Origin of the sequence: Comamonas sp. BIGb0124 (assembly GCF_003752175.1) — a bacterium.
Taxonomy (GTDB): Bacteria; Pseudomonadota; Gammaproteobacteria; order Burkholderiales; family Burkholderiaceae_C; genus Comamonas_F.
In genome coordinates this window covers 278015-294785 of the sequence record NZ_RJVF01000012.1, presented here as the reverse complement: position 1 = coordinate 294785, position 16771 = coordinate 278015, and the positions used below count along the sequence as shown (strand labels likewise).

Below are 16771 nucleotides of genomic sequence, written 5' to 3'. Positions count from 1 at the left end.
GGGCCTCGAAGCCTCGGTGGCGCCTGGATTTATGCTAGGCAAGCCTGTTCAGCTGGCTTGCGCGGCCCTGGCCAGCTGTCGCTGCAGGCGGGAGTGGCGATGAACGGCCTCGACCAGCGCCGTCACATGTTCAGGCGGCGTGAACTGGCTGATGCCGTGTCCGAGGTTGAAGATGTGCGTCGGACCCCTGGTGGCGGGATCGGTGTGAGGGCGCCCGAACGAGTCGAGCAGACGGACGGCCTCGGCCTCGATGCGTTGTGGGGGGGCGAACAGCACGTTCGGGTCCAGATTGCCCTGCAGCGCCTTGCCGGGGCCGCCGGCATCTCCGCCCACGCGCTCTCGTGCGGCAGCCAGATCCACTGTCCAGTCCAGACCCAACACTTCGCAGTCGAGGGCGGCCATCTCGTGCAGCCACAGACCGCCGCCTTTGGTGAAGACGATGCGTGGAATCGCAACGCCTGCATGTTCCCGCTTGAGCTGGGAAAGCACGCGGGAGATATACGACAGGCTGTAGTTCTGGAAGGCGCCGTCGGCCAGCACGCCGCCCCAGCTGTCGAACAGCATGACGGCCTGTGCGCCGGCTTCGATCTGCGCATTGAGATAGGCGGCGACGGCATCGGCATTGACCGCCAGGATGCGATGCATGAGGTCGGGGCGCGAATAGAGCAGGGTCTTGATCTGCCGGTAGTCGCTGCTGCCGGCGCCTTCGACCATGTAGCAGGCGAGTGTCCAGGGGCTGCCCGAAAAGCCGATCAGCGGCACGCGCCCCTGGAGCGCATGGCGGATCGACGTGACGGCGTCGAAGACATAACGCAGCTTGTCCAGGTCGGGCACGGTCAACTGGGCAATCTCGGCTTCGCTGCGCAGCGGGCGTTCGAAACGGGGGCCCTCGCCGGCAGCGAAGGACAGGCCCAGGCCCATGGCATCCGGCACGGTCAGGATGTCGGAAAACAGGATGGCGGCATCGAGCGGGTAGCGCTCGAGGGGCTGCAGGGTGACTTCGGTGGCGTAGTCCCTGTTGGTCGCCAGTCCCATGAAGCTGCCGGCCCGTTCGCGGGTCGCGCGGTACTCGGGCAGGTAACGGCCGGCTTGCCGCATCAGCCAGATGGGCGTGTGATCGGTGGCTTGCCGCCAGCAGGCCCGCAGGAAAGTGTCGTTCTGCAGCGGGGCGAAGGGCGATGGGGCGGGGGCGGGGCGGGCTTGGACGGTCTCGATCATGGGTGCATTGTCGCAGGGCGAGAGGCTGCCAGGATTGATCCAGATCCAGATCAAGATCCAGTCGGCCGGCGCGGATCGAGAACGGGACTGGATTCTCGGCTGGAGTCCAAACGACAACAGCCGCGGCAAGCCGCGGCTGTTGTGATCCGGCTGGCGGGCCGGCCCGTTGTCACCGCAGCGTCGGGCTGCGGGCAGGGCCGTTCGCGATCAGCGGGGGGTCTTGCGGTCGGAGGCGGCCATGAGTTCGTTCATGACGCGGCCATCGCGCTGGGCCAGGGCCCACAGTTCCTCGTCGCTTTCGCGTTGTTCGAGGTACGTGATGTAGTTGTTCCAACCTTCGGGCAGGGCGCTCAGAACCTGCAGCGGGAAGCTGACCAGTGCGGCACCGATGTGACGCAGGGTCTGCAGCGCTTGTTCGGCGCGTTCGGCACCTTGGTGGTTGGTGAGAGCGGAGTTGACGAAGCTGGTCATGATGTGTCCTTCTGACTGAACGCGCAGTTACCGGCTGCGCTCGGGGTGTGTGTATCGACTCGGGTTAACCCTATGTTAGGGTAACTACTTATTCGATTCAAGTGGAACGTTAGAGAGGACACTCTAGGAACAGGGAGAAGCGTGAGATCCGTCGATGCGGTTCGAGGGCTTGCCTACTGATTTAAAAGGGAAATTTTCAAACGGAAAAACAAAAAAGCCTCCGCGCAAACAGAGGCTTTTCGTTGCTGCAGAGCAGCATCGACAGAATCGAACCGTCGGAAGACGGTCCAGGCCCACCCGTCGGGGCGGGCCTCGTTCGTCGATCAGGGGCGAACGATGATGTCGTTCTTGACCGACTTCACGCCCTTGACGGAGCCGGCCAGGCTGGCAGCGGTGCTGCGCTCGGCCGAGGTCTTGGCGAAACCGGAGAGCTGAACCGTGCCGTTGAGCGTTTCGACGCTGATGGCGTTGGCGCTCACGGACTTGTCTTCCACGAGCTTGGCTTTCACCTGGGTGGTGATGGCTGCGTCGTCGACGTAGGCGCCCACGGACTGCTGGTCGCGAGCGACGGCACAGGCGGTGGTACCCACCACGACAGCGCCAGTCATGGCTGCAAAGGCAATGGCACGGAGCGTATTGTTCAAGTTTTTCATGATGATCTCCAGAGTAAAGCTAACGAAGGACCCAACCGAAATCGATTGTTTGTGAAGGCCGAGACGGACTGCGATCAGTCGCCGCGGCGCGAAGAGATGCTGCCGACGAGCAGCGCGGCCAACGCTGCGCCGATACCGGCTGCCAGCAGGACCGATTTCACGGGCTGCCGACGGATATAAGTGGTGGTTTCCCGGGAATAACGATCGTAGGTTTCGCGAGCCTGATCGACCCCGTCGAACGTGGCGGAGATGCCCCAATCGGCAAATTCGTGCGCACGGTCCGCGGCTTGGTCGATGGCGGTCTGGACCCGGTTGCGGGCCCGGAGCTGCCGGACGTTGTCGGATGCGGCATCGCGGCCTGCGACCACGGTTTCTGCAATGTCGTCGGTGACTTCGCGCACGGCTTCACGCACGGTGTCGCTGGTTTCCTGAACCTTGTCCTTGGCCTTGTCGACCAATTCCTCGACGTTGTTCTTGGCGTTTGCGGTGGTTTGTGCCATGGAAATTCCTTTTGCTTGTCTTTAGCGGTATGAAGGAGGGTTCACCCTATTTCTTGATCATGCCGAACAGGAAACTGGCAACGGCCATGATGATGAACACAAAAAACAGTACCTTGGCGATGCCGACGGCACCGGCGGCAATACCGCCAAAACCAAAAACTGCTGCGATCAGTGCGATGACCAGAAAAACGACGGCGTAGTGCAACATGACGCGCTCCTTCGAGTGGGATGGAATCGATTGGAGGGAGCGCCGTTCGGCGGCTCGTCCCGCAACCCATGACTTCACTGTAGCGAGCAGGTCGTGCACGGCTTATAGGCGCCGTGCGGTGCAAGGCGTCAGGGGAGGCGCTTAGCGCCGTGTGGGTGGCTTCCTACGCGCAGGGCGGCTGTGGCTCGTGCGGGTCGTTGCAGCGCCGGGTCGAGACCCGGAGGCAATCGCGGCATCAGCCTGCCGGGTGATGCGGCGGCTGGTCGGCCGGGTCGCCTTCTGCCGCCTCGTCTTCGCGCTGACGGGGCATGCTGGCTTCGATGGTGGTCCCTGCGCCGGTGGCCGAGCGCACCACCAGCCGACCGCCGATGGCCTCGACCCGGTGTTTCATGCCGTCGAGTCCATGCGTGGATGGCTTGATGTCCTCGGGATTGAAACCCCGACCGTCGTCGCGCACCAGGATCTGGACTTCTTCGTCCTCGGTGCTCAGGCGCACTTCCACGTGACGTGCCTCGGCATACTTGCTGACGTTGGTCAGCGCTTCCTGGACCAGCCGGTAGATGGTCAGCTCGGCATTGGGCGTCAGGCGATCGACGGGCTCCATGCGCAGGTTGACCTCGATGCCGGAGCGGTCCTGGTATTCGCGGGTCAGGATCTCGAGCGCGGGTGCGAGGCCCAGATTGGAGAGCGACGAAGGCCGGAGGTCCTCGATGATGCGGCGCTTGAGGGCGATGCCCGAGTTGAGCATCTCGACCAGATGGCTGATGCGGGTGTTGGCATCCTCGTTGGCATTGCCGATGTAGTTGCGCAGGCGGGTGACGTCGAGCTTGGCCGCCGTCAGCAGGGCGCCGAGCTCGTCGTGCAGTTCGCGCGCCAGACGCGCCCGTTCGTCCTCGCGGACGTTCTGCAGGTAAGTCGCCAGCTGCGCGAGCCGGTGCGTGCGCCGCATGACCTGGATCTCGAGCTGATCGCGTTCCTTCTGCAGCAGGCGCTGCTGCCGCTCGTTGATGGTCTGCAGGCTTTCGCCCTGACGCAGATAGAAGTAGATCCCCAGCAAGCCCAGCAGGCTGACGATGGCGATGGCCCCGCGCGAAATCATGAGCGTGTTGCGGACCTGCTGCTGGGCCACCGCCGACGCGTCGACCAGGCTGGCGAGCATGGCGTCGGCGACTTCGCGGATGACGCGCATCTGCTCCAGTCCGACATTGGTGTCCATCACCGAGCGCAGGGCCACCTGATTGCCCGCGTTGTGCAGGCGCAGGCTGACTTCCATTTCGAGCTGCTTGCGGGTGATGCGCGAAAAGAATTCCGGCATGCGCGCGATGTCGTAGGGATGGGTGGAAACCCATTGCTGCAGCACGGCCCGTTCTTTCTCGATGTGCAGCGTGGCGGTCCGGTAGGGTTCGAGATAACGGCTGTCGCCGGTCAACAGATACCCCCGCTGACCGGTTTCCGCATCCAGAACATACCTCAGCATATCCTGTATGGATTGGCGTGCATCGACCAATTCGCTGACATCCGTCAGCGCCTGGCGTGAGCGCTGGTAGGACAATTCGCTGATCCCGATGAGGACGACAACCACAAGTACAGCCAAGGGGAAGCTGATGTAAAAACGGGGCAAGCGAATGAATTTCATGGCGACTTATCGTTCTACACTGGTAGCTGTTTTTAGGAGTTTGTCAGGTGGACTGATGGGCTCGCCGACTCAGATTCAACGACTTCAGGATACAAAATTATGATCAACGTAGCGATTGTGGATGATCACGCACTGGTTCGTACCGGTTTGCGCCAATTCCTGTCCGAGGAAACCGATCTGCGTGTCCTGGCCGAGGCCGCCAGCGGTCGCGAAGCCATCGATCTGGTCCGCCTTCAACCCGACCTCGATGTGCTGATCCTGGATCTTTCCATGCCCGGCCAGAGCGGTCTCGATGCGCTGGCCATGATCCGCGCCAAGGCGCCCGACCTCGCCATTCTGATCCTCAGCGGCTTCCCTGAAGAGCATTACGCCATGAACCTGATCCGTCAGGGTGCCAGTGGCTACCTGAACAAGGAATGCGACCCGGCGGAAATCGTCCGTGCCATCCGTACCGTGGCCCAGGGCCGCCGCTACATCACGCCTTCGGTCGCCGAACTGCTGGCCGAACAGCTCAACCGCAAGGACAGCGGGCCCCTGCACGAACAACTGTCCGAGCGCGAGTTCCAGGTCTTCCTGCGGTTGGCCCAGGGCGACACCGTGGGCCAGATCGCCGAGGCTCTCTCGCTGAGCGTGAAGACGGTGAGCACCTACCGGACCCGTCTGATGGAAAAGCTGGCGTTGCAGTCGAACAGCGACCTGACCTACTACGCGCTCAAGAATGGCCTGATCAGCTGACGACGGAACGGGGTCCGAGGACCCGTTCAGCACAGCGGACCCCGGGTCCGCTTTTTTGTTTTTATTTGTTGAGTGACGCCCCTCAACAACAGTTGCTGCGCGTCAGGCCGGCCGGCGCGAGCGCATGCGCCGGTGGCGCCGGGACCCGAGGCCGCTGCGGGCGCAGAAAACGGGGATCGCCGGACGACTGATAGCATGGATCCCTGTGGCGCTGCGACAGCAGTCCATGGCAGACGCGGGCGGGTCGATCGCTCGAACGTCTGCCATGCGGGAGCCGGATGGGCCCGTCCGCCTCGTTGTTTTTGAAGAATAGTGTCCGATGAAGATTGCCACCTGGAACGTCAACTCCCTTTCCGTCCGGCTGCCGCAGGTGCTGCAGTGGCTCGAGACCGAGCCCGTCGATGTGCTGTGCCTGCAGGAGCTCAAGCTCACGGACGACAAGTTTCCGCTGGAAGCCTTGGCGCAGGCGGGTTACCAGAGCGTGAGTTTTGGCCAGAAGACCTACAACGGCGTGGCCATTCTGAGCCGCCACCCCCTTCGGGATGTGGTGCGCAACATGTCCGCGTTCGAGGATCCCCAGTCACGGCTGATTGCGGCCACGATCGATACGCCGCTGGGGCCCCTACGGGTGCTCAACGGCTACTTCGTCAATGGCCAGGCGCCGGGCAGCGAAAAATTCGAATACAAGATGCGTTGGCTGGATGCGCTGCGTGCCTGGGTGGCCGCGGAGCTGGCTGCGCACGGCAACGTGGTGCTGCTGGGCGACTTCAACATCACGGTCGACGACCGCGACACCTACGATCCCGAGGGATTGAGGGAAACCATTCACCACACCACGGAGGAGCGCCAGCAGTTCCAGGCCCTGCTGGACCTGGGACTGGTCGACGCCTTCCGCCATTTCGAGCAGCCCGAGAAGAGCTATTCGTGGTGGGACTACCGCGAGCTGGCTTTCCGGCGCAACCGGGGTCTGCGCATCGATCACATCCTGGTGAGCGAAGCCCTGCGCCCGCGCCTGGCGGCCTGCACGATCGACAAGGCACCGCGCCGCTACGAGCGGCCCAGCGATCACGCGCCGGTGATCGTCACGCTGGCCTGAGCCAGAGAAACCGAAACGGCGAGGCGGCTACGCGGTTCCGACGCAGCCGGTCCTCTTTCGGTCAGTCTTCCAGTCCGAGTTCCTGGATCTTGCGGGTGATGGTGTTGCGGCCGATGCCCAGCTTCTGCGCGGCCTCGATGCGGCGTCCCCGGGTGTTGAGCAGCGCGACATGGATGAGGTGGGATTCGAAGCGACGGGTCAACTGATCCCAGACGTCGGGATGGCCGGCTTCGAGCAGTGCCTTGGCTTCTTGTTCCAGCCCGAGTTCCCATGATTCGGCACCGCTGGCCGGGGCGACGCCCGGTGCCGCGACGGGCGCGGTGCTGGCTGCATACGAACGCACGGCGTCCGGCGCCGTGCCGGGAAAGTCGGCCGACAGCGCGGTGCTCGATGCGGCGCCCGGCGCAAGGTCGCCCGTGTGCTCGCCGGATGCCGCCGGCGCGGCGAGGATCGCGGTCTCGGGGGCAGCGGGGGCCACCGCAGGGGCCGGCATGACTTCGGGCGGCAGATCCTTGAGCTCGATGACCTGGGCCGGCGCCATGACGGTCAGCCAGTGGCAGATGTTTTCGAGCTGGCGGACGTTGCCGGGAAAAGAGAAGGTGCTCAACAGGCCCAGCGCGGCCTCGGAGATGCGTTTGGGTTCGACGCCCAGTTGCTTGGCGCTCTGCTGCAGGAAGTGGCGTGTCAGGGCCGGCACGTCTTCCCGGCGTTCGCGCAGCGCGGGCAGGCGCAGCCGGATCACGTTGAGGCGGTGGAACAAGTCCTCGCGGAAGATGCCTTCCTTGACGCGTTGCTCGAGATGCTGGTGAGTCGCCGCGATCACACGCACATTGGCCTTGACCGCACTGTGGCCACCGACCCGGTAGAAGTGCCCGTCGGACAGCACCCGCAGCAGGCGGGTCTGCAGATCGAAGGGCATGTCGCCGATTTCATCGAGAAACAGGGTTCCGCCTTCGGCCTGCTCGAAGCGACCGCGGCGCATGGTCTGCGCGCCGGTGAAGGCCCCGCGCTCGTGGCCGAACAGTTCGGATTCGAGCAGGTCCTTCGGAATGGCCGCGGTGTTGATGGCCACGAAGGGACCGTTGCTGCGGGGCGAATGCTTGTGCAATGCCCGGGCGACGAGTTCCTTGCCGGCACCCGATTCGCCCGTGATGAGCACGGTCACATTGCTTTGCGACAGCCTGCCGATGGCGCGGAAGACGTCCTGCATGGCCGGAGCCTGGCCCAGCATCTCGGGGGTTTCGACGATGCGCTCTTCGATGACCTCTTCGCGCTGGCTTTCCTCGACGGCGCGGCGGATGAGCTCGACGGCCTTGGGCAGGTCGAAGGGCTTGGGCAGGTACTCGAAGGCACCGCCCTGAAAGGCCGAGACGGCCGAGTCCAGGTCGGAAAAGGCCGTCATGATGATCACCGGCAGGCCGGGGTGCTTGGCCTTGACCTTGTCGAGCAGTTCCAGGCCCGAGCCACCCGGCATGCGGATGTCGCTCACCAGGACCTGAGGCCCCTGGCCGTCGGCGTCGTCCTCCTCGAGGGCGGCGAGCACTTCACGGGGATTGGTGAAGCTGCGCGTGGGCAGGTCTTCACGCAACAAGGCCTTTTCCAGCACAAACCGGATCGACTGGTCGTCATCAACAATCCAGATGGGCTTCATGGGCGGTACTACCTCAGGTTGGGCCACCAAGCCCCAGGGGTCATGGCAGCGGGATCAGAATCTTGAAATCGGTCCGTCCGGGCACGCTCTCGCATTCGATCATGCCGTGATGCTGCTGGATGAAGGTCTGCGCCAGCGTCAGTCCAAGGCCGGAGCCGCCGTCGCGACCCGATACAAGCGGGTAGAAAATGCGGTCCCTGATCGACTCCGGTATGCCCGGTCCGTTGTCGATGACATGCAATTCCAATGCCAGCCGGTAACGTTGTTTGCCGAAGGTGATCTGGCGCGCGATCCGTGTCCTGAAAGTGATCATGGCATCGCCCACGGCAATGCGCTCGGCCAGCGCCTGCGCGGCGTTGTGCGTGATGTTGAGGATGGCCTGGATCAGCTGCTCGCGGTCGCCCCGGAACTCGGGGATGGAGGCGTCGAAGTCGCGTTCGATGACCAGTCCGCGCGGGAACTCGGCCTGGATCACGGCCCGGACCCGATCGAAGACTTCGTGGATGTTGACGTCGCTGACGACGTGCGGCTTGCGATGGGGGGCCAGCAGGCGGTCGACCAGGGTCTGCAGGCGGTCGGCTTCGTGGATGATCACCTGGGTGTACTCGATGAGCTCGCGCGAGTCGATCTCCATCTGCAGCAGTTGGGCTGCGCCGCGGATGCCGCCCAGCGGGTTCTTGATCTCGTGGGCCAGGTTGCGGATGAGCTCCTTGTTGGCCTTGGCCTGGTCGAGCAGCCGTTCCTCGCGTTCCTGGCGAACCTGGGCTTCCTGGGGCAGCATCTCGACGACAAAGGCCTCGGGCCCGTCGCCCTGGGTGACGATCACGTGCACGGCCACGGCGTCGTGGTTGGGACGCTGCAGCGTGCCGTCGTAGCGCAGGGCCGAGAACGCATGGCTGCCGGCGCCGACCAGGGCCTGCATGAGCAGATCGTCCTCACCCAGGAAATCGGGCAGGTAACGGCCCTCGATGGCGCGGCGCGAGATGCCCATGGCGTCCTCGAAGGCGGTATTGGCGAACACCACCGTCCCGTCGAGTTGAACCACGGCCACCAGGGTGGCGAGCAGGTCGAGGGATTGGAAATGCCGTGCGGCATTGTCGGAGGGCAGGTTGGACATGGCGTGGGATGCGTTGAGGGCGGGCGGCCAAGGGAAGTATGGGCGTTTCAGGGCTGGGCGGGAAGGCGGCCGATCTCGCGCCGCAAGCCTTCGATGTCGCTTTGGGTGCGGTCGATGTCGGCCTTGAGCTCGGCCACGCGGCCGGACTGCGGGTCGGTGCCCGCCGCAGCGCGGCTTGCGCCCAGCGTGCTGTCGTACTCGGATTGCAGTGTCTGCATGCGATTCATGCTCCTGTCGAGTTCCGCGGCCAGGATCTGCCGGGCCTGCAGGTCGCGGCTGCGCTGGATCCCGGTATCGATGCGGTTGGGGCCGGCGGCGGCCACCGACGTGGAACCGGCCGTTGCCGCCGGACCCGAGGCGCTGGCGGGCTGCTGCGCCCGCGCGCCCGGTGGCGGGCCGTTCTGGATGATCGTGACGTTGCCGCCCTCGACGAGGGTGCAGGGCCGCGTGAGGATCAGGCGGACGTCGTTGGTGTACTCGTTGCCGCAGCGGTAGACGCGGCTGTCCTGCGCCTGGGCGGTGGCGATGCCGCCTGCCAGGCAGGCGAGAACGACGGATAAGGGAAGAGTCCTCATGAGCGGAAGCGGTGTCTAGGCATGCGGGAGCCGCCAGTATGCGCCATCGTGTCCGGCCGGGGCCGCCCCATGAAAAAAGGACGCGGCGAGCGCGTCCTTTCGAAGCTTGTTTCCCGGTCCCGTCCCGGCCGAGGCTGGGAGAGGAACCGGGCAACCGGCTTACAGCGAGTAGTACATGTCGAATTCGATGGGGTGAGTGGCCTGGCGCAGGCGGGTCACTTCCGTCATCTTGAGTTCGATGTAGGCGTCGATGAAGCTGTCGGTGAACACGCCACCCTTGGTCAGGAATGCGCGGTCGCCGTCCAGGGCTTCCAGGGCTTGATCCAGGCTGTGGGCCACGGTCGGGATCAGCTTGTCTTCTTCAGGCGGCAGATGGTACAGATCCTTCGTGGCGGCTTCGCCCGGATGGATCTTGTTTTCCACGCCATCGAGACCGGCCATCATCAGTGCGGCGAAGCACAGGTAAGGGTTGGCCGAAGGATCGGGGAAGCGGGCTTCGATGCGGCGACCCTTGGGGTTGGCCACGTAGGGGATACGGATCGAGGCCGAGCGGTTCTTGGCCGAATAGGCCAGCTTCACCGGGGCTTCGAAGCCGGGAACCAGGCGCTTGTAGCTGTTGGTGCCGGGGTTGGTGATGGCGTTCAGGGCACGGGCGTGCTTGATGATGCCGCCGATGTAGAACAGAGCGAACTCGGACAGGCCGCCGTAGCCGTCGCCGGCGAACAGGTTCTTGCCGTCCTTCCAGATGGACTGGTGCACGTGCATGCCGGAACCGTTGTCGCCAACAATGGGCTTGGGCATGAAGGTGGCGGTCTTGCCGTAGGAGTGAGCCACGTTCCAGACCACGTACTTCAGCAGCTGCGTCCAGTCGGCGCGCTCGACGAGCGTGCTGAACTTGGTGCCGATTTCGTTCTGGCCTGCGCCTGCCACTTCGTGGTGGAACACTTCGACCGGGATGCCCAGCGATTCGAGGATCAGGACCATCTCGGCGCGCAGATCTTGCGTGCTGTCGACCGGGGGCACGGGGAAGTAGCCGCCCTTGGTGGTGGGACGGTGGCCCTTGTTGCCTTCTTCGAGCTTGGCGCCGCTGTTCCAGGGCGCTTCGTATTCTTCGATCTTGAAGAAGGCGCCCGAGGCGTCGGCGTTCCAGCTGACGTTGTCGAACACGAAGAATTCGGGTTCCGGTCCGAAGTAGGCGGTGTCGCCCAGTCCGGAAGACTTCAGGTAGGCTTCGGCGCGCTTGGCGATGGAGCGGGGATCGCGGTCATAGGCCTTGCCGTCGCTGGGTTCCAGCACGTCGCAGGTCAGGATCAGCGTGGTTTCCTGGAAGAAGGGGTCGATGTTGGCGGTGCTGGGGTCCGGCAGCAACAGCATGTCGGAGGCTTCGATGCCCTTCCAGCCAGCGATGGACGAACCGTCGAAGGCGTGACCCGACACGAACTTGTCTTCGTCGAAATGAGAAAGCGGCACGGTCACGTGCTGTTCTTTGCCACGGGTATCGGTGAAGCGGAAATCAACGAACTTGACTTCGTTTTCCTTCACCATCTTCATCACGTCGGCGACGGTCTTCGTCATCTAAATCTCTCCTGGTTGAAAAAACTTCGGCTCGGTCAATTCCATTCGAATGGCTTCTTTCGAGACGGGCCGACTCTAACATTGGCCCGCACCTAAATGCAGAATCTGTGCCAAGGAAATAAACAGAAACACGCACTGCAGATGCACTGATTTCCAGCAGTCCCCCTGGCGAGGTATGGATGGATGATCAGTTCCAGGCCAAGAAATGCACCAAAATGGGAATAACCGCTGTGTTATGCACTTCAATAGTGCATTCTGTTTTCTAGCGCACCAATTCGGTGATGATGGGATGGCCCAGCGTCTGCAGTTCGGCGCGCAGGCTGGCATAGGCCTGTGCCACCAGCGGGCCGCGCCCTTTGACCCCCAATTCGATGTGTACGCCATATTGCGGGTGGTCGACGCTGGGCAGGCTGAAGACCTTGATGCCGGGGTATTCGGCCTCGATACGCTCCATGAGCGGGACCAGTCGGCTCTCCATGGCGCCCTTGACGATGGCGGACTGCTCGACCCAGTTCTGCGCCTTGTGCAGATCGGCGTATTCGTAGTCGAGCACCCATTCCATCATCGGCCATGCCATCACGGGGAAGCCGGGCACAAAATGCACGCGCTCGACCGAGAAGCCGGGGATCTTGTTGTAGGGGTTGGGGATGATGCGGGCGCCTTCTGGGAACACGCCCATGTTGAGGCGGTGCATGTTGTCGGGGCGGTCGGGCTCGTAGGGCAGGCCCTGTTCGCGCGCGGTGTCCTGCATGCGCTCGCGGATGAGGTCTGCCGCTTGCGGGTGCAGGGCCAGCGGGCGCTGCAGGGCCTCGGCTGCGCATTGGCGGGTGTGGTCGTCGGGGGTGGCGCCGATGCCGCCGCACGAGAAGACGACATCGCCGCTGGCAAAGGCGCGCTGCAGCGCGGCAACGAGGCGCTGGCGGTCGTCGCCCAGATATTCGGCATACGACAGGTGCAGCCCGCGTGCCCCCAGCAGCTCGATGTACTTGGCGAGGTGCTTGTCGGCCCGTTTGCCCGAGAGGATCTCGTCACCGACGATGATGAGGCCGAAGGCGGGCGCGTTACCGGGTGAAATGGCAGGGACGGGAGCGGGAGGAATGGATGCAGCGGTCATGGCTAGACTCCAGGCGAATGCCCCTCGGACCGCCGGATTGCCGTGGAACGAAGGGGGATGGATAAATGCGGATGAGCGGACAAGGGCCGATGCGCCTCGGGTCGATCAGGGGGATTGGGGTGTGGCCAGATTTTCGGCGGGTGGCGGCGGCTCGGAAACCGGGTAGGCCGGCAGCCGCCGCTGTTCCAGGGCCGCGAGCGCGTAGTTGGCGAACCACAGCGCCGAGAATGCAAAGATGACGGTGTAGAGCCACATGGCCAACGGGATGATGATCACGAAGGCGACGGCCAGGAAAATGCCCGAGGCCCACAGCACGGCAGGCGCGGTGCCGAGCAGGCCGCACAGGATGCCCATGGCCAGCAGGGGCAGCCGATGCGCGCGCATGATGCCGGTTCTCTCTTCCTTGCTGGCGTGTTCGGCCAGCGCGTCGTAGGCCATGATGCGGTAGGTCAGCCAGCCCCAGATGAGCGGCGGCACGACGAGGATGAGCGGGGGGATGAACCACAGCGGCAGGCTCACGGCCAATGCCGCCAGGGCGATCAGGGACGACCAGGTCGCCCACAGCAGGCTGCCGGCCAGCGAGGCGCCGCGTTTGCGTTCGAGATGAGGGAAACGGCGGGCCGCGACCAGGCGCGAGAGCACGGGCGACATGATCAGCCCGACCACCAGCAGGCAGACGACCACGAGCACGGGCGTGACGAGCAGCAGGACCAGCACGGGCGCCAGCACCTGTCTGAAGCCTTCGCCCTGGCCGGCGCCCAGCCATGACAAGGTGGCGTCGATCCAGCCCCAATGGCCGAGCCAGGTCTGCACGGCCTGGACGGAGGCGTTCCAGTACACATAAGCCCAGGCGCTGGCGAGCACCGACAGCAGGGCCAGCGGCAGCAACGACATCCCGATCACGCGGGGCAGCAGGCATTGCCCGGTGGCCCGCCAGAAGGAAGACAGCAACAGGTTCATGGCGTCGAGCATACCGTGTTGCCGGACGGCCGGGGAGTGCCGGCGTCCGGCGAGCAGGCGGACGGGATCGGGTCCGGCGTCAGGGGCGCAGGTTTTCGAGGTCTTCGGCCGACAGCCAGCGCCATTGGCCCGGTGCGAGATCGGCGGGCAGTTCGAGCCGGCCGATGCGCGAGCGATGGAGCCCTTCGACACGATTGCCCACGGCGGCCAGCATGCGCTTGACCTGGTGGTATTTGCCCTGCGTGAGCGTGAGCTGCAGGTGATGGGTGTCGACGGCCGTGCATGCCGCGGCCGCAACCGGTTTGGGATCGTCGTCGAGGACCACGCCGGCCAGCAGCCGGTCTATCTGCTGGGCGTCGAGCGGATGCTTGGTGCGCACCTCGTAGACCTTGGGCAGGTGTTTTTTGGGTGAGCTCAGGCGGTGGATGAACTGGCCGTCGTCGCTGAGCAGCAGCAGGCCGGTGGTGTCCTGGTCGAGTCGGCCGACCGCCTGCACCCCCTGCACCGCACCCTTGACCGGCCGCTGGCGCAACGGGGCCGGCAGCAGGGTGTAGATGCTCGGGTAGGTGGAGGGCTTTTGCGAGCACTCGGTGCCGGCCGGCTTGTGCAGCATCACATAGGCCTTCGCCTGATAGAGCCATTCGGTCCCCTGGACGCGCAGGCGCAGGCCTGTGGGGTCGTCGATCTCCCGTGTCGAGTCGAGCACGCCGACAAAACCGGGCGCCGGTTCGTCCTGCCAGATCTCCACATGGCCTTGTTGGATCAGGCCGGAACACACGCGGCGGATGCCGAAACCCTGGGAATAGAGAATGTCCTGAAGCTGCATGGGCGACATTGTGGGTCAAAAAAAGATGCCCCGGTCACACGGGGTGCGTGACCGGGGCATGGACCGTTCCCCGTGCGCAGGGCGCCTCGGGGAACGGTGTCGAGGGCGTCGAAGCTCAGCGGACCGGCTTGCGAGCGCGCTTTTGCGCGTCATGCGGTGTGAAGACCTTGCCGGCGGGTTTGGCCGGACGGGCGCCGAAAGGCTTGTCGCCGAAACGGCGGTCGCCTTCTGCACGGGCCGGGCGGTGTTCGCCGCGGGCATCGCCGAAACGCGGATCGTGGTGATGTTGGGGGCGATCGCCGCGGTCGCTGAAACCGTGGCCTGCGCCGCCACCGCTGCGCTGGTTGAAGCCGCTGCGGTTGGCGTAGGGGTTGCGTTCGCTGCGTTCTCCGCCGCCGAAACCACCACCGCCGCCGCCACGGTTTTCGCTGAAGCCGCCACGGTTGCCGAAATCGCGCGGTGCGCCGAAGCCGCCTTCGCCGCCGCTCGAGCGGTTGTAGCCGCCACCGCCGCCGCCGAACTTGCCGCCGCCGCCGCTGCGACGTGCCGGGCCGCCGAACTTGCTGCCGCCGCCGCGCTGCTCTTCAGGGAAACGCTGCTGGGGTTCCAGGCCGGGGATCTTGTCGGCCTTGAACTGCTGCTTGCTGAAGTTCTCGATCTCGAAGATCTTGCGGCGATCGCGGAACTCGGCGAAGGTCACGGCCAGGCCGTCGCGACCGGCACGGCCGGTACGGCCGATGCGGTGGGTGTAGTCCTCGGCCTTCATCGGCAGGCCGAAGTTGAAGACGTGCGTGATGGTGGGCACGTCGATGCCGCGTGCGGCCACGTCGGTCGCCACCAGGATCTGGACCTGGCCGTTGCGCAGTGCCATCAGGCGGCGGTTGCGCAGACCCTGGCTCAGGGCGCCGTGCAGCGCGACGGCCGAGAAGCCTTCCTGCTGCAGATCGTTGGCCAGGCCGTCGCACTCGACTTGGGTGCTGGCGAAGACGATGGCCTGGTCGATGGACGTATCGCGCAGCCAGTGGTCCAGCATCTTGCGCTTGTGTGCGGCGTTGTCGGCCCAGAACAGCGCTTGCTTGATGTTGGCGTGCTTTTCCTGCGGGCTGTCGATGGTGACGCGCTGGGGTTCGCGCATCACGCGGGCGGCCAGTTGCTGGATGCGGGGCGCGAAGGTGGCGCTGAACATCATGGTCTGCTGGCGTTCGGCGGTCAGCTCGTTGATCTCGGCGAGGTCGTCCGAGAAGCCCAGGTCGAGCATGCGGTCGGCTTCGTCGACGACCAGGAACTTGACCTGGTCGAGCTTGAGTTGCTGCGAACGTTGCAGGTCGAGCAGACGGCCGGGCGTGGCCACCACCAGGTTGGCGTTCTGCAGCTTGGCGATCTGGACCTGGTAAGGAATGCCGCCCACCACATTGGCGACACGGATGCCGCGGCAATGCTTGACCAGCTCGATGGCGTCGTGGGCCACTTGCTGGGCCAGTTCACGGGTGGGGCACAGCACCAGCGCACCGGGCACGGCGGCCGAGAAGCTGCGGGTGTTGAGCGGGTTCTTGCGCTTGGGTTTCTTGGGCGGTGCTTCGCCACGCGCGGCGGCTTCTTCGGCCAGGCGCTGGTATTCGGCACGGGCCTGGGCTTCGGCTTCGTCCTGCAGCTTGATCAGCGTGTGCAGAACGGGCAGCAGGAAGGCTGCGGTCTTGCCGCTGCCGGTCTGGCTCGACACCATCAGGTCGATGTAGTTGCGGCTGCCTTCTTCGTCGTCGGCCGACATGGCCTTCGGAATGACCTGCTCCTGCACGGCGGTCGGCTGGGTGTAGCCCAGGTCGGCGACGGCTTGCACGAGTTCGGGTGCGAGACCCAGCTTGATGAAGCCTTCGGGCAGAGCGGGAGGCTGGGGGGCTGCTTGCTCGGGCGCAGCGGCGAAGGTTTCCTCGGCCGTTTGCGGAGCTTGTGCTTCGGCGGGGGCCGAGTGCGAGATTTGTGTGGTTTGTTCGTCGGCCACGATCGAGGTCAGGCCGTCCAGCGTCGATTCGACGCCATGGTTCAGGGTATCAGTCATTCATCACTTCCACGAGCGCAGCTGCACACGCGCTTGGGGCGTGCGATGCGTCACTCTTCGTTTGTGGTCAGAAAAAACATCCACCATCAAACGACACCCGTCTGCTTGCTGCCAGGACTCGTCGCGGGCATGGGAGCCGGACGGTGGACCTGTCGAGAATCGGGGGCTTCTTTCGCGAAGCCAAGTGAGTGAAGGAGATGCAAGGAACCTGCCGGATATGCCCTCTGCTTGCCCGTTGCGTTCATCGAGAACGCATCTACAAACAAAGTGACGCCGACAGAACCTCGAATTATGGCATGAGTTCAGGGTTTTGCCTAGTCCCCTTTATCCGGCAGTGTGCACTGCCGTGTTCTTGCACAATGGCCGGCCGGCCCTCGGCG

General features: G+C 64.5%; 17 protein-coding genes. 3 read left to right on the top strand and 14 right to left on the bottom strand.

Going from position 1 to position 16771, the window contains the following annotated elements; all coding sequences use genetic code 11:
- Window positions 1–48 precede the first annotated feature (48 nt).
- Window positions 49–1218 (bottom strand): uroporphyrinogen decarboxylase, encoded by a 1170-nt coding sequence (hemE, locus tag EC845_RS15810; RefSeq protein WP_123299206.1) that lies wholly within the window; start codon window positions 1216–1218, stop codon window positions 49–51.
- Here hemE and EC845_RS22380 point away from each other — a divergent pair.
- A complete protein-coding gene (locus EC845_RS22380) occupies window positions 1217–1363 on the top strand; it encodes a hypothetical protein (protein WP_158615707.1) in 147 nt (48 codons plus the stop codon). The genes hemE and EC845_RS22380 overlap by 2 nt on opposite strands.
- Window positions 1364–1425: 62 nt before the next feature.
- Here the strand turns inward: EC845_RS22380 and EC845_RS15805 are convergent, their stop codons facing one another.
- From EC845_RS15805 to EC845_RS15785, 5 genes are all read right to left on the bottom strand, one after another.
- On the bottom strand, window positions 1426–1689 hold the full coding sequence (locus EC845_RS15805; RefSeq protein WP_123299084.1) for a hypothetical protein: 264 nt from the start codon (window positions 1687–1689) through the stop codon (window positions 1426–1428).
- 323 nt (window positions 1690–2012) lie between these two features.
- Window positions 2013–2342 carry a BON domain-containing protein gene (locus EC845_RS15800; protein ID WP_123299083.1) on the bottom strand — a complete coding sequence of 110 codons (330 nt, stop codon included), beginning with the start codon at window positions 2340–2342 and terminating at the stop codon, window positions 2013–2015.
- A 74-nt stretch (window positions 2343–2416) separates the two neighbouring features.
- A complete protein-coding gene (locus EC845_RS15795; protein ID WP_123299082.1) occupies window positions 2417–2842 on the bottom strand; it encodes a hypothetical protein in 426 nt (141 codons plus the stop codon).
- 46 nt (window positions 2843–2888) lie between these two features.
- Window positions 2889–3050, bottom strand: coding sequence for a DUF1328 domain-containing protein (locus EC845_RS15790; protein ID WP_123299081.1), 162 nt, complete (start codon window positions 3048–3050; stop codon window positions 2889–2891).
- 235 nt (window positions 3051–3285) lie between these two features.
- Complete coding sequence (locus EC845_RS15785; protein ID WP_123299080.1) at window positions 3286–4686, bottom strand: CHASE3 domain-containing protein; 1401 nt, start codon at window positions 4684–4686, stop codon at window positions 3286–3288.
- Between the two features lie 99 nt (window positions 4687–4785).
- Here EC845_RS15785 and EC845_RS15780 point away from each other — a divergent pair, with 99 nt between their 5' ends.
- The gene (locus tag EC845_RS15780; RefSeq protein WP_123299079.1) at window positions 4786–5421 is read left to right on the top strand and encodes a response regulator transcription factor; all 636 of its coding nucleotides are present in this window, start codon (window positions 4786–4788) and stop codon (window positions 5419–5421) included.
- Between the two features lie 319 nt (window positions 5422–5740).
- Window positions 5741–6517, top strand: a complete 777-nt coding sequence (xth, locus tag EC845_RS15775) for an exodeoxyribonuclease III (RefSeq protein ID WP_123299078.1) — start codon at window positions 5741–5743, stop codon at window positions 6515–6517.
- A 61-nt stretch (window positions 6518–6578) separates the two neighbouring features.
- Here xth and ntrC read toward each other — a convergent pair whose 3' ends face one another.
- The 8 genes from ntrC to EC845_RS15735 all read right to left on the bottom strand — a co-directional run bounded on the left by ntrC (window position 6579) and on the right by EC845_RS15735 (window position 16391).
- Window positions 6579–8168, bottom strand: a complete 1590-nt coding sequence (gene ntrC / locus EC845_RS15770; protein ID WP_123299077.1) for a nitrogen regulation protein NR(I) — start codon at window positions 8166–8168, stop codon at window positions 6579–6581.
- 40 nt (window positions 8169–8208) lie between these two features.
- Window positions 8209–9285: a nitrogen regulation protein NR(II) gene (gene glnL / locus EC845_RS15765; protein ID WP_123299076.1), complete on the bottom strand. Its 1077-nt coding sequence runs from the start codon at window positions 9283–9285 to the stop codon at window positions 8209–8211.
- 47 nt (window positions 9286–9332) lie between these two features.
- Entirely contained in the window at window positions 9333–9860 is a 528-nt protein-coding gene (locus tag EC845_RS15760) for a hypothetical protein (RefSeq protein ID WP_123299075.1), read from the bottom strand.
- A gap of 159 nt (window positions 9861–10019) precedes the next feature.
- A complete protein-coding gene (gene glnA, locus EC845_RS15755; RefSeq protein WP_123299074.1) occupies window positions 10020–11435 on the bottom strand; it encodes a type I glutamate--ammonia ligase in 1416 nt (471 codons plus the stop codon).
- Between the two features lie 262 nt (window positions 11436–11697).
- Window positions 11698–12549, bottom strand: a complete 852-nt coding sequence (locus EC845_RS15750; protein ID WP_123299073.1) for a molybdopterin-binding protein — start codon at window positions 12547–12549, stop codon at window positions 11698–11700.
- A 105-nt stretch (window positions 12550–12654) separates the two neighbouring features.
- Complete coding sequence (locus tag EC845_RS15745; protein WP_123299205.1) at window positions 12655–13509, bottom strand: EI24 domain-containing protein; 855 nt, start codon at window positions 13507–13509, stop codon at window positions 12655–12657.
- A 79-nt stretch (window positions 13510–13588) separates the two neighbouring features.
- Window positions 13589–14335, bottom strand: a complete 747-nt coding sequence (locus EC845_RS15740) for a 16S rRNA pseudouridine(516) synthase (protein WP_123299204.1) — start codon at window positions 14333–14335, stop codon at window positions 13589–13591.
- Window positions 14336–14450: 115 nt separating this feature from the next.
- Window positions 14451–16391, bottom strand: a complete 1941-nt coding sequence (locus EC845_RS15735; RefSeq protein WP_123299072.1) for a DEAD/DEAH box helicase — start codon at window positions 16389–16391, stop codon at window positions 14451–14453.
- Between the last annotated feature and the right edge of the window lie 380 nt (window positions 16392–16771).